At 36.0% G+C, this 13,233-nt stretch carries 10 protein-coding genes; 8 read left to right on the plus strand and 2 right to left on the minus strand.

Annotated elements, in window-relative coordinates:
- Positions 1–175 precede the first annotated feature (175 nt).
- The 7 genes from ACZ1GV_RS04290 (at position 176) to wecA (ending at position 8,472) form a co-directional block, all read left to right on the plus strand.
- On the plus strand, positions 176–1,600 hold the full coding sequence (locus tag ACZ1GV_RS04290) for a lipopolysaccharide biosynthesis protein (RefSeq protein ID WP_472675387.1): 1,425 nt from the start codon (positions 176–178) through the stop codon (positions 1,598–1,600).
- A 23-nt stretch (positions 1,601–1,623) separates the two neighbouring features.
- Positions 1,624–2,685 carry a TDP-N-acetylfucosamine:lipid II N-acetylfucosaminyltransferase family protein gene (locus tag ACZ1GV_RS04295; RefSeq protein WP_472675388.1) on the plus strand — a complete coding sequence of 354 codons (1,062 nt, stop codon included), beginning with the start codon at positions 1,624–1,626 and terminating at the stop codon, positions 2,683–2,685.
- Positions 2,682–3,740, plus strand: coding sequence for a glycosyltransferase family 4 protein (locus ACZ1GV_RS04300; protein WP_472675389.1), 1,059 nt, complete (start codon positions 2,682–2,684; stop codon positions 3,738–3,740). The genes ACZ1GV_RS04295 and ACZ1GV_RS04300 overlap by 4 nt, the downstream gene beginning before the upstream one ends.
- A 7-nt stretch (positions 3,741–3,747) precedes the next feature.
- On the plus strand, positions 3,748–5,049 hold the full coding sequence (locus ACZ1GV_RS04305; protein ID WP_472675390.1) for a hypothetical protein: 1,302 nt from the start codon (positions 3,748–3,750) through the stop codon (positions 5,047–5,049).
- Complete coding sequence (locus tag ACZ1GV_RS04310) at positions 5,039–6,010, plus strand: acyltransferase family protein (RefSeq protein ID WP_472675391.1); 972 nt, start codon at positions 5,039–5,041, stop codon at positions 6,008–6,010. Before ACZ1GV_RS04305 ends, ACZ1GV_RS04310 begins: the two co-directional genes overlap by 11 nt.
- Positions 6,007–7,200: a glycosyltransferase gene (locus tag ACZ1GV_RS04315; RefSeq protein ID WP_472675392.1), complete on the plus strand. Its 1,194-nt coding sequence runs from the start codon at positions 6,007–6,009 to the stop codon at positions 7,198–7,200. Before ACZ1GV_RS04310 ends, ACZ1GV_RS04315 begins: the two co-directional genes overlap by 4 nt.
- A gap of 216 nt (positions 7,201–7,416) precedes the next feature.
- Positions 7,417–8,472, plus strand: coding sequence for a UDP-N-acetylglucosamine--undecaprenyl-phosphate N-acetylglucosaminephosphotransferase (gene wecA / locus ACZ1GV_RS04320; RefSeq protein WP_472675393.1), 1,056 nt, complete (start codon positions 7,417–7,419; stop codon positions 8,470–8,472).
- A 62-nt stretch (positions 8,473–8,534) separates the two neighbouring features.
- Here wecA and galE read toward each other — a convergent pair whose 3' ends face one another.
- Positions 8,535–9,557: a UDP-glucose 4-epimerase GalE gene (gene galE / locus ACZ1GV_RS04325; protein WP_472675394.1), complete on the minus strand. Its 1,023-nt coding sequence runs from the start codon at positions 9,555–9,557 to the stop codon at positions 8,535–8,537.
- Between the two features lie 731 nt (positions 9,558–10,288).
- Between galE and ACZ1GV_RS04330 the strand changes: the two genes are divergently transcribed.
- Positions 10,289–12,013, plus strand: coding sequence for an SLC13 family permease (locus ACZ1GV_RS04330; RefSeq protein ID WP_472675395.1), 1,725 nt, complete (start codon positions 10,289–10,291; stop codon positions 12,011–12,013).
- Between the two features lie 115 nt (positions 12,014–12,128).
- Here ACZ1GV_RS04330 and galU read toward each other — a convergent pair whose 3' ends face one another.
- Positions 12,129–13,034, minus strand: a complete 906-nt coding sequence (gene galU / locus ACZ1GV_RS04335; RefSeq protein WP_472675396.1) for a UTP--glucose-1-phosphate uridylyltransferase GalU — start codon at positions 13,032–13,034, stop codon at positions 12,129–12,131.
- Positions 13,035–13,233 lie beyond the last annotated feature (199 nt).

Here is a 13,233-nt window from a genome sequence, read left to right on the forward strand (position 1 = left end):
AGTTAACAAAGAATTCTTGGCTTCTAGTTAATAAATGTAGATATACCGACTTAACTGCCATGTTAAGTCGGTATCGAAATGCAGGTTTTCAAAGTTCTAAAATTGCATATTAACCGAACTATTGAAACCTTGAAAATACTGATTTCGAGATACTTTGTATTGAAGGAAATACTTTTTGAAAATCGCCCCTCTGTCGAATCTAAAACTCTACGCTATTGGTCCTGTGGTGACCGCCTTATTGGGAGTTATAACCCTCCCAATATCCACTTGGTTTTTTCCAAAAGAGGCTGTCGGCTCTCTTGTAATGTTTCAAGTGTTTCTTAATCTATCTTGTGTTGTGATGGGTTTGGGTTTGTTTCAAGGGTATGTACGTGATTATCATGAAACAAAAGATAAAGAAGGGTTGTTTTTAGATTCATTAATACCTTCTCTCCTGTTAACCGTTTTTATAATAATAGTTCACTGGCTTGTGTATAAGTGGAGTGGTTTTAGTCTATCTGGATACTTATTTAATTTTAGCGGCTACTGGTTAGACCTTTTCGTAATATTAGCCGTTTGTTTCTTAACAATAAATAATTTAATTCTTCATGTTTTTCGCATGGAAGAAAGAGCGTTAATTTATAGTATTAGCCTGGTCGCTCCTAGGTTTTTTTTCTTGTTGTTTATGTTTTTATTTCTGCTTTTGATTAGTCGGACATTTGCGGCATTATTCAGCGCTCATTTAGTTGCAATTATATCTACTTTTTTACTATTGCTTTATTGTTATAGCGCTACGTTAAAAACATTTTGGCTAACCCCTCCCCCGAATATGATGCGAATTAAGCGATTGCTAAGGTATTCATTACCTTTAATGTTTGGGAGTTTAGCGTTTTGGTTAGTGAAAGTAATCGATAGGTTTTTTTTGAATCACTATTTTTCATTAGAAGACGTAGCCATTTACTCTATAGCAGTAACAGTGGGAGGAGCTTTCAATATACTTTCTAGTTTCTTCTCTTCAATTTGGCATCCAACTTTATTTAAATGGGTTAGCGAGGGAATAAATATTGATAAATTGAATTCTGTGATTGGTTTGACAGTCTCTACGTGTGTTATACTTTTCGCGTTGGTGGGTGTGTTTTCTCCAGCGATAACTCTTTTTTTTCCTGTAGGTTATGAAGACCTACCTTTCTTAATTGTCATATGTTCGTTGTGCCCAATTTTATTTATAATCTCAGAAACCACAGTTGTTGGAATTGCGGTTTCAAAAAAAACAAACTATTCACTCTTGTTGTCGGTGCTTACATTAACTTTTTGCATTTTTAGTAATATGATTTTAGTACCTTATAAAGGTATAGATGGTGCTGCAATATCGAGTGTTTTAACTTTTTTTCTTTATTTTGTTTTTCGAACGTATGCTAGCAAAACACTATGGTTAGATTTTGATACTGGGTATGCATTTACTAGTACTGTAGTAATGAGCTTTGGGTCTTGTTTTTATTTGCTTTTCGGAAAAGAAATCGATTATTTAAACTGGTCATTTCTTGGTTTGCTTTTGCTGCCTATTCTGTATAGAAGTGAACGTTCAAGGATTTTAACCTTCTTAAAATCTCAGGAGCTATAGATGTATATAATGGAGAACTCTTTTTGGAAACATTAAATTTACATGTCTTTTTTAATAATAGAGCCGACGAAAATAAGTTTGTTCCCGCATATTCCAACATGGTACACAAGCATATTAAAGAAAGCACGCACCGATTCGTATACTTAGGTGATAGGCTTCGAAAGGAGGAGAGTCAACTAGAATTTATCCCCAGTAATGTCGCTTCTGTTTTTAAACTGGTATTTGGACTTCAAAAGTTTGATAAAGTTGTGTTTCACTCTGTGCCTAGATTTAATACACTTGTTCTATTAATCTTGGCAATGCTTATTGCCAGACCATCTCGAGCTAAATTGTATTTGGTCTTATGGGGAGGAGAGATTTATCACTTGGGTAAGTCATTAAAAGATAAAATAAAATCTAGGCTTTACAGGAAATACTTGAATTTATTCTCAGGCTTTATCACATATATAAAAAATGATTATGAAGTGGCGAGAAAATTATGCAAATACAAAGTGAAGTTCGTCGATTTAGGAGGGTTTTATCCGAGTAATAGTGTTGAGCCTATAGAAATAAATGACGTTGTCGACATTAAAGAGGCTAAACATATTTTGATTGGAACTTCTGCTTTAGCTAGAAATAATCATATTTTTGTTATTCAACACTTAGAAAGCTGTAGCTTCGAGGAAAATGTTAAATTTTACTTTCCACTATCGTACGGTGATAAAGTTTATGGTGACTTTATCGCTCAAATTGCAAAACAAAAGTTAGGTGCAAACAATGTTGTAATTTTGGATGAATTTATGACCCTAGAAGAATATCGTAAAATATTGGCGTCAATGGATATAGCTATATTTCATCATCTCGGGCAACAAGGAATGGGGAATATCAGGTTTCTTTTGTCTACAGGAGCAGATGTCTATTTAAACAGAGATAGTACATCTTATGAATATCTAACGGGTTTGGGATTTGAGATATGTTTAATTAATGGCTTTTCTTTAGATAAGAAAACAAATAATAGAGAACTGGCGGCCAATTGCTTTTCTTTAGAGTCAACGTTGATTAAACAAGAGCGTTTTTTTGCAAAAAAAGTGATGGAAATATCATGAAAATAAGTTTAGTAGCCCCTTACCTGTCATATGGTGGCGCGGAAAAGCAGTTTTGTAAACTAGTAGAGGTTTTAGCGGGTGAAAAATGTGAGCTCAGTTTATACGTATTGAGTTCAAATTCTAAATGTGTTGAGAAGGGAAAAGAGTTCGTAGCAAGAGGTATTTATGTCAAGCACTTCAATATTGACGCAATCAACTCAAAGACATTTAGTGTTTTAATAACAGCTTTGAAGGTACTGCTGCTTGTAAGAAAAGGAAAACCTGACTTTATTTATTTTTATACTTTATACCTTATGCCACTGTGTTTACTGAAACTCGTATCAGCTTCAAAAATTATATACTCTGAACGAATTCTGTCGCCACAAACGATTTCTAGAAGGCCACTTTATAAGGTTATGTCATTGCTAGTTGACAGTTTTGTAGTTAATGGTGAGTCTTTGTATGAATTCTTTAAAGATATAAAAACTAACACTTTTTTGATTCACAATTTTGTGGAACCTATTCGTTATGAGAGTACCGTAACTTCTAAAAAAGTTACAAAAATCGGATTGGTAGCTAGAATTTCGAGTGAAAAAAACATTATTTCAGCAATTCAGGCAATAGAGGGCACAGCTCTCACTCTCAACCTATACTATACGGCCGTTGATGATTTATATTTCGATTTTTTAAAAGTGGAAATTACTAGAAGGGGGTTAGAGGAAAGAGTGCTTTTTAAAGGAGCAAAACCGGTAGAGAGCATATACGCAGATGTGGATTTAATAGTACACCCCTCAAAATTCGAAGGTACTCCTAATGTAGTATTGGAAGCTATGGCCTCTTTTATACCGTGTTTATGTAGTAATATCCGAGAGTGCAAAGACACTGAAATTGAAAACGATTTCATTTTTGAAGTTGACAGTTTTCAATCACTCGCCAGAAAAATTAAGTGGTGGGACAACCTACCGTTAGATCGGAAGCAAAATTTATTATTAAAAAATAAAATTAACGTTGATAAAAAGTACTCTATAGACATTTTTTCTCAAAAGATACTTAAGTTATTTAATATAGAGTTGTAAAGGTCATATGATTTTTCAGTATGCATACTATCGGCTTTGCTGGCTTTTAATACCGTTTTGGACGCTGCCGTTTATACCAGGTCTATTTAAACCTGTATCGACCTTATTAGTCAGTGTTGTAGCCGTTCCTTATCTAATTAAGCGGCTATTTATTACTCGTAAGTTAGAAAGACTAGATTTCGTTTTAATTTGTTACATCGCTTTTTCACTATTGATTGGAGTACTTCTCTCATATAGTTCTTTTGGCGTGAACAATGTTATAGCTTTTTCAATGTTTTTGTGTGGAACATTATCGTTTTTTGGCTATAAATATTTGCTTAATTACAAAGGTTTTGAGTTTGCATTAACACTGATTAAATCTGCCATTTACGTTACAGTATTAATTGGTTGGGTTGATCTTTTGTCTTGGGCAGGTTTTATTCCTAAGATACTAGGAGAGTCACTTTCACTGGTGTTATCTGGGAAAACTCCAAGTAGGATTGTATTGACAACATCTGAACCCGCGTGGGCGTGTAGACTGATTTCCCTATTATTACCTTTTGCTTGGTATTTCTTAAAGGTTGATCAAAGAGTAAGAAGTAAATTTACTTTTTACTCTTTGATCATATTTTTCATAGCCACTTTTTCTTTGTCGGGTATCGTAATTTTAGCATTTTTCGTAGTTGCATTTTTACTAAATAAATTTTCCATCAGTAATATAGTTAAGACGCTATTATATGGCTTAGTAATAATGCAACTATTTGCTATCGTCTTTGACTCTATAAAAGAATCAGGGGGATATTACGTATCAAGGATCGATAAAATTGCTAACTTAGACAACGTTCAAAACGTTATGAATTTGAGGAGCTTGTCAAAGCTCGATGGTTCTGCCTTCATAAGGCTCGGATACCCAATAATATCATTTAATATATTTTTGGATAACCCAGAGGGACTTGGTTTAGGAAATTATGGCGCCCATTTTTCCGATTATGTGAAGAGTAATATGGACTACGCACTCGAAAACGATACAGTGAATAAACATGTAGAAAAGAAAAACGCCGACCAAAGAAATTTTATAACTAAATTAGTTACAGATAATGGTTTGGTTACATTTTTATTTATTGTTGCTTTTTACTTAATTTCTTACCTGCAAATAAAGCACATACTAAAAAAATTTCCCAAAGACCATTTTGCAAAGTGTTTACTCTTTGGAATGTTTTTTATGTTTGCCAATATGATTCAAATGGCTAGTTATTTATTTATTTCATATTGGTTAATTCCCGCGTTAATCAGCTGCTATTATACGAAAAGAGTTTTAGATGAAAAATAAAATAGTTGATATCTCTATCTTAACAATATTTGCGACTATCTTAGTTGTAATTGGTCATTCCTTGCCAGGTAGGTTTGATTACAATAGTAGTTATATGGGATTTTTTAATTACCTTGTTGAGGCTATTTATTATTTCCATATGCCCTTATTTTTTTACATATCTGGGTTCTTATTTTCACGAAATAAAAGTGCGTCTCCATTTAACGAGTTTATGTTGAAGAAAGCTCGAAGGTTACTTTTTCCTTATGTGCTTTTTAGCACAATGGGATATTTGTTAAAAGTGTTCCTATCAAATTTTGCAATGAGGCCTATATCTCCTTCTTTTATCGACTATATAGAAAGGCTCTTGGTTCCTTGGAATAATCCGGTAATATTTTATTGGTTTTTACCTACGTTGTTTCTGACGTTTGTCATTTTTTATATTTTATTTAAGGTCAGCCATAATAGACTTTCTAGAACAATTTTAGGATGTTTATTTGTCATCACCTTTTATAACTTTCGTCATGAAGCCAACCCAGCCACGTTGCTTAATTATACAGGTGTTTTGCACAATCTTATTTTCTTTTATATAGGTATGTTAACCGCGGCTCGAAAAAAGCAAGAAATTGTATTTATTATTTCTTTTGGTGCAGTTATATCAATAATCAATAATTTTGAGTTAAAGATACTTTTCACTTGTTTTATCATTTGGCTTATACACTATGCTTCTAATTTGATTGCAGTTAATTTAACTCAAACTAAAAAGATTAATGAGTTGGCTTCGAAGATGTTTTTTGTTTACTTATTTTCATTTTTCATTCAAGTGCCAGTTGGTTTTCTGGTAAATATGTTTACGAATAGTGCTTTAGTTATGCTTGTAAGTTCAAGTATTCTCGGTTTTTGGATACCGTTAATTATAATTTGTCAATTAACGAGAATTAAAGGTGTTAAGCTTGCATTAAATAGAGGTGGAATAATATGAGAAAAAGTATTTTGGTGATTACCCCAAGATTCCCTTATCCAGTAATAGGTGGAGATCGTTTAAGAATTTACAATATATGTAAAGAGTTATCTGAACACTACGATATTCATTTAGCTAGTCTTTGTGAAACGAAAAGTGAATTAGTTTATAAAATACCAAAAGACTTAGTATTTAAATCCGTTGTGAGGGTTCTGCAACCCAAGTGGAAATCATATTTAAATTCGCTACTGTCATTATTTACTTCTGTTCCAATGCAGGTAGCTTATTATCAAAATAGTCAGTTTAGAGAACTTGTCAAAGATCTGTCATCAAAATGTGACGCTGTGATGCCACACTTGGTTAGGACGGCACAATATGCAGAGCAGAGTACAAATATTAAAATTTTAGAAATGACGGATGCAATTTCACTTAACTATCAGAGGGTTAGAGATTCAGAGGGTGGAATAAGCCTAAAGAAAATAATATATTCTATAGAGCAACCTAAACTGCTAAAGTATGAACGCAACGTTGGTTCGAAGTTTAATATAGTATCTCTTATTTCTGAAGTCGATAAAAAGTTCTTATACAAAGAAAGTAACACTGTAAACACGATCGTCTCATCTAACGGTGTAGAATTTAACCAAATAAATGGAAGCTATAACCCAGACGGAAAGACTATTATCTTCATTGGAAATATGACAACCGTTCAGAATTTGGATGCAGTAATTTGGTTTTCTGAAAAGGTTCTGCCCACACTATTTGAAAAGTATGGTTGTACGCTTAAAATTATTGGTAGAGCAGATGAATCAACAATCGCTCAATTAAACGCAATTAATAACGTTGTAGCTACTGGCAGTGTAGAATCTATCGTAAACGAAGCAAAAGGAGCTGCCATTGCTGTATGTCCAATGCGTTTAGGGGCCGGTGTTCAAAATAAAGTGTTAGAGTATATGGCCCTTGGGATACCAACGATATCAAGTCAAATTGGCCTTGAGGGAATAGATGCTGTAGAGGGAATCGATATTCTAAAAGCAGATTGTGCTGAAGAGTATGTTTCGCATGTTGGAAGGTTACTTTCTGATATGGATTTTGCGTTTAATATCTCTGTAAGCGGAAGGAGAGTTATTGAAGAAAAGTATTCTTGGTCTAATCAGTTAAAGCCTCTAGTAGAAGAGTTGGAGCACAAACTTCTTCACAAAAGCATAGCATAGAGAAAAATTCAAACAGCAGAACCTTTATTACTGAATACATTTTTTAGAACAATTACAAAGTTGTATTTATATAAAATTTACTCTCGGCTTTTCTTGAATCAAAATTTCACTTTAGCTGAATTAGAGTTTCAATGTTTTAACTCGTGCAAAGGTGCTTTTTATTAGTTAAAATGCGGTGTGTCGCAGTGTATTGCTAACCAGGTTAAAGAGGGATAAATGGAATACCCATTTTTAGAGTTTTTATTTGTATTTTTTGTAGCGGCTTCGTCGCTCTATATTTTTAGAAAAATCGGTAAAGTAGTAGGATTGGTAGATAAGCCAAACGAACGGAAAAAGCACGATGGTTCAATTCCTCTTGTTGGTGGTGTGTCTATCTGTTTTACAGTCGTTCACTACTTATACTTTAATCCTGTGTTAAACGCCTATAACGACCTTTTTATTGCGTCTATCGTTATTCTTACTTTGCTTGGCGCAGTAGATGATCGTTTTGATGTGAGCTTTAAATTCCGAATTTTGGTACAGGCGCTAATATCTATTATAATGATCCACTACAGCGGGATAATGCTGTCCGACTTAGGTAATTTATTTAACCTAGGTGATATAGAATTGGGGTGGTTAGGCTGGCCTGTAACTGTTCTAGCTGTAGTTGGTGCAATTAATGCTTTTAATATGGTCGATGGTATAGATGGATTATTAGGTGGCTTATCTATTGTTACTTTTGCTTCAGTTGCTGTTTTGATGAATTGGACAGGACAAGAAGCTAAACTTTACATCAGTTTATTATTTTTGGTTGCAATCATTCCTTTCATATTTTTAAATTTGGGCATAATCGGCCGTGAGCGTAAAGTATTTATGGGTGATGCTGGAAGTATGATGATAGGCTTTACTGTTGTTTGGTTGTTGCTCGGAGCAAGTCAAGAGCATTCAGTTAATACTATAAGGCCAGTAACCTGTTTATGGTTAATTGCTATCCCTTTATTTGATATGGCTTCAATTGTTATGCGAAGGCTGAGAAGAGGGCACTCCCCTTTTTACCCAGACCGTGATCATATTCATCATATTCTTCAGAGGTTTAAATTTTCTGATTTAAAGTCGCTTACTATCATTTGTGGTGTTGCAGTAATATTATGTGGTTTCGGCGTAATAGGCGAAATATATAAGGTGTCAGAAGTAATTATGTTTGTTTCGTTTATTTTTACATTTATTGTTTACCATCTAACTTTACGACAGATGTGTACTCTTAAGCCGCATCAAATAAATAATAATAACTAAATTGAAATTGCGCTGTAACGCTAAATGAAGAACACTTAACGTTATAGCGCTTTATGTGATAATTAGTCATATCCATTTGGATTATTAACCTGCCAATTCCAAGCACTGTCTACCATTTCTTTTAAGCCTAATTCTGCTTTCCAACCCAACTCTCTTTCGGCCTTGTCAGTAGCGGCCCAGCACTTTGCAATATCGCCGGCTCTACGTGGCGAAATTTCATAAGGAATACTTTGCTTAGTTTGTTTTTGAAACGCCTCAACAATCTCCAATACTGAATACCCTGTTCCAGTCCCTAGGTTGTGGATAAGTAAGTTACCATTCGGTTGTAATGCCTCTAACGCTTTAATATGGCCCTTTGCAAGGTCCACTACATGTATATAATCTCTAACACCAGTGCCATCTTTGGTAGCGTAGTCGTTCCCAAATACAGATAACCGTGATCTTTTACCAATAGCAACTTGTTGAACAAAAGGCATTAAATTGTTCGGTATACCATTAGGGCTCTCACCAATTAAGCCAGACTTGTGTGCACCCACAGGGTTAAAATAACGTAAAATTGAGATAGACCAACTATTGTCTGCGTGGTAAAGATCTTGCAATATATGCTCAACAATTAGTTTAGTTTGACCATAAGGGTTTGTAGCTTTAGTTGGGAAATCTTCGGTAATTGGCACCTTTGCTGGATCGCCATAAACAGTGGCAGATGAGCTAAAAACAAATTGCTTGATGTTAGCGCCTTTCAAGACTTCTAATAGTGTTAACGTGCCTGACACGTTATTTTGATAATAGTCTAACGGTATCTCGTTAGACTCGCCAACAGCTTTGAGGGCAGCAAAATGAATAACGGCTGATATCTGGGGATGACTTTCTAACACTTTTATTACGAAGTTTTTATCTCTGATATCACCGTGATAAAAACGTACATTTTGTTTTGTAATCTTTTCTACGCGCCTAATTGACTCTTGGTTGGAGTTACTTAAGTTATCTATAACAACGACATCATAATTATTCTGTAGCAATTCAATTAATGTGTGTGAACCAATATAGCCCGCCCCACCAGTAACCAGAATATGTTTTTTATTCATTTTGAACTTGCCTTATGTGACCTACTTCAGAAATCGGATATTACCAAATAACGTAACTTTTCTATTGTAAACATAAATACTACTTAGATTAACCTTTTTATACGTTGCTTTTTAATACTCGTTGTTAATATAACGAAGGTGTGAAAACACGAAGACTTTGGGGCGAGGGTATTTCAGCAACGTGGTAGTTAGCCGTACTTAAAAAATAATATAGGGTTCATGGTGTCTTTGAAGAGTGCAATATACAATTTAAGCAACTAATTGCACACAATTAAGTTTTTGCTTTGGTGGCTTAATCTCGACTCGAGGGTGTGCTCATTCGCTTGTTCAGTGCTTACCGACGTATACAGCTACGAAAGGTAGGTCATGCAATACGTTGCAGTGGCGCAGTGATTTTGGCCACCAAATAATTCTTGTCTTTGCTATGATTGGAGTTCTTTAAATTGCCAATTCTGAAGTCGCCTCTAGGGTATCAACTCTATTCAGTTTAGCTATTTCAATTTTTATCAAGCAACTCTTTAAACTTTGATATTTATTCGCATCATCAATTTTATTTTAGTATTGTTGTTCTTTACTGGTTTTGCCAACTAATGTTCACCATAGTTAAAACTAGTGATTTATACGCGAAGGTAAACGGTTAATTTTAATAAAAACACTTATTAAATCTTTGGAAAAAGAGCACTTTTACTCTACAGTTGATTTAGTATAAATAATCAACAAGGTAGTAAATCGTGCTCGAGCCGTTTGGTCCAGTTGTTATATTGGTGGCTACCATTGGTGGCCTCATTCGATTTCAGCAAGTGCCGGAGCGGGTTTTTGGTGTCGCCATTTTAGCCTGCTATTTGTGTGGCTTTGTTTCTACCGAAAATGTCCTTTCTAATGCTGTTAATAACGGCTTAATGACCCTCATTTTATTAATTATTTGTGCTTCTGTTTTGGAGCAAACGAGTTATTTGCGCCGCTTGTCTCAACTTTTATTGAGCCGAGTTTCCTCACTCACTTATATTAAAACACTTATTACCACTTTGTTTTCGTCGGCGTTTTTAAATAATACCGCTGTGGTTGCAACACTGATTAACCCCATCAAATCTAACAAAATCATTCCTCCTAATAAACTGCTGCTTCCTCTTTCTTATGCGGCCATTCTTGGCGGCACTATGACCTTAGTCGGCACCTCAACCAATTTAATTGTTGACTCTATGTTGATTGAAAAAGGCCATCCTGGTTTTGCCTTTTTTGATTTTTTATATATTGGTCTTGCCGTGTCGTTTTGTTGCTTAATTGTCATACTAATTCAGATCCCGCGTCTAAAAGGTGAATTAGAAACTAGCGATAGCAGTGAAGGCTATTTAGTTGAGGCGGTGGTACAAGAGGCTTCAACTTTAATTGATACCAGTATGGAAGACAGTGGCTTATTAAATTTAGACCAACTAGAGCTTGTAGAAATCGTTCGTTACGGACTCGTGATATCGCCAGTGGAGCAAGATGAAGTAATTAAAGGTGGCGACCGACTTATTTTTTCTGGCGATGTTAAAAAGGTGTCGGTATTGCAGCAGTTTGACGGTTTGAGCATGTACGCCGACTCAGAAGGGGAGATCAGTCGTAAACTCGCCGAGGTGATGGTTCGGCCATCGAGTTCGTTGATTGGCAAAACGTTAAAGTCGTCGGGTTTTAGTTCTCGGTTTAATGCCGGCGTGGTAGCAATTAGACGCCAAGGTGGTCGACTGTCGGGCAAGCTAAGCAACATTCGTATTAAGCCTGGGGATTTTTTGGTGCTGGCCGTCGAGGGTGATATTGAAGGCCGTCATAGCTTTATGAAAAACTTCTTTTTGTTAAAAGGTAAGCGCGTTGATAATGCCTTGTCTGGCTGGCGCGAAAAAACGGCGCTTTGGGGCTTTATTGGTAGCATCAGTATTTCGGTGATCTTTTCGATAAGCTTGCTTAAGTGTTTTGTATTTTATCTTGCTTTGCTTACCGCGATTGGCAGTTTAGGTATCCATCAAATTAAACAACGCTTTCCGCTGGAGTTATGGCTAGTTGTGGTGGGCGCGTTAACGATTGCCTCGTCGTTGGATAACGTCGGCGCCAGTTTAATGTTTGCCAACTGGATACAAGAGACGTTAAGCGATTACAGCGTGTGGTGGGCCTTTGTGGGCATATTTATTCTAACAGTGTTAATGACAGAGCTAATTACCAATAATGCCGCCGCTGCGCTTATGTTGCCCTTGGCGTATTCTGTTGCGCTTGGTTTAAATGTGAATGTCATGCCCTTTGTGATGGCGGTGGCTTTTGGTGCTAGTGGCAGTTTTATTAGCCCTTACGGTTATCAAACTAACTTAATGATTTTTAATGCTGGCAGTTATGAGTTAAAAGACTTTATTCGTTTTGGTTGGCCGGTATCGCTCACTTATGCTGTTACTGCGCTAACCGTGATACCTCTGGTGTTTCCATTTTAGTCAGGCATAAAAAAAACGCTGCGTTAATAACCGTATGACGGTGCAGCGTTTTGTTTGGCACTCAGCGATAGAAGAGCTCACTGATATTTAGTTTGCTCTCTGGCCTAGTTCATTGTTACTGGCTTAAGTACTCACTAAAGGCTTCGCCTAATACCGGATGACGCTTGCTGTATTCAACAAACGCTTTCATGTAACCAAGCTTGTCGCCACAGTCATGGTAGCTGCCTTTTAATACATAAGCATTGACTTGTTCCCAGTCCATTAACGTAGCGATGGCATCGGTGAGCTGAATTTCATCGCCTGCGCCAACTGGCGTTTTCTCAAGAATATCCCAGATTTCTGCAGATAAAACATAACGGCCAACAACAGCTAGGTTTGACGGTGCGTCATCGATATCAGGTTTTTCAACCATGCCTACCATGGCTTTTGATTCGCCGGCTTTTATTTTAACGCCGTCTACATCAGCAATACCGTATTTATTCACGTCTTCATTTGGCACTGCATCCACCATGATTTGACTCGCTCTACTCTCGTCATAAAGCTTGATCATGTCGGCTAAGTTGTCTTGTTTTAAGTTTGAGTCGTAATCGTTGATCATTACATCGGGCAATACAACGGCAAATGGGTGATTACCTACCAATGGTCGCGCACAAGCAATGGCGTGGCCTAAACCTTTAGCTTCGCCTTGACGAACGTGCATTATGGTAACGTCTTTTGGGCAAATAGCCTGTACTTCGTCTAATAACTGACGTTTTACGCGTTTTTCCAAAATAGACTCAAGCTCAAAGCTTTTATCAAAATGGTTTTCTATGCTGTTTTTTGAAGAGTGCGTAACTAAGATAATTTCTTTAATGCCGGCAGCAATGATCTCGTTAACAACATATTGAATAATAGGTTTGTCTGCAATTGGCAGCATTTCTTTTGGAATGGCTTTTGATGCCGGTAACATGCGAGTGCCAAGTCCAGCAACGGGAATAATGGCCTTTTTAACTTTTGATAATGTTTTTGCATTTGTACTCATTGAAAACTCCTATGTGTCCTTTGATTCAATGAAAATCTTTTGTTTATGCTAATGCTTATGTGTAAGTCGCTGAAGTTAGTTCTTCACTACGACGTATGGTTAGCATTCACACTATAGCAATATATCGGAAGGAGTTCATGAAATAATTATGACTAACCCGACTTAGAAATTATTTGTATTTTATTGCAGTTTATAGGTG

This window comes from Psychrosphaera sp. HA2-10 (assembly GCF_055693745.1).

What these genes read in the sequence shown, in the direction of transcription:
- ACZ1GV_RS04300 (WP_472675389.1), top strand. Translation starts at nt 2,682, where the DNA reads ATGAAAATAAGTTTAGTAGCCCCTTACCTGTCATATGGTGGCGCGGAA.
- ACZ1GV_RS04305 (WP_472675390.1), top strand. Translation starts at nt 3,748, where the DNA reads ATGATTTTTCAGTATGCATACTATCGGCTTTGCTGGCTTTTAATACCG.
- ACZ1GV_RS04310 (WP_472675391.1), top strand. Translation starts at nt 5,039, where the DNA reads ATGAAAAATAAAATAGTTGATATCTCTATCTTAACAATATTTGCGACT.
- ACZ1GV_RS04315 (WP_472675392.1), top strand. Translation starts at nt 6,007, where the DNA reads ATGAGAAAAAGTATTTTGGTGATTACCCCAAGATTCCCTTATCCAGTA.
- wecA (WP_472675393.1), top strand. Translation starts at nt 7,417, where the DNA reads ATGGAATACCCATTTTTAGAGTTTTTATTTGTATTTTTTGTAGCGGCT.
- galE (WP_472675394.1), bottom strand. Translation starts at nt 9,557, where the DNA reads ATGAATAAAAAACATATTCTGGTTACTGGTGGGGCGGGCTATATTGGT.
- galU (WP_472675396.1), bottom strand. Translation starts at nt 13,034, where the DNA reads ATGAGTACAAATGCAAAAACATTATCAAAAGTTAAAAAGGCCATTATT.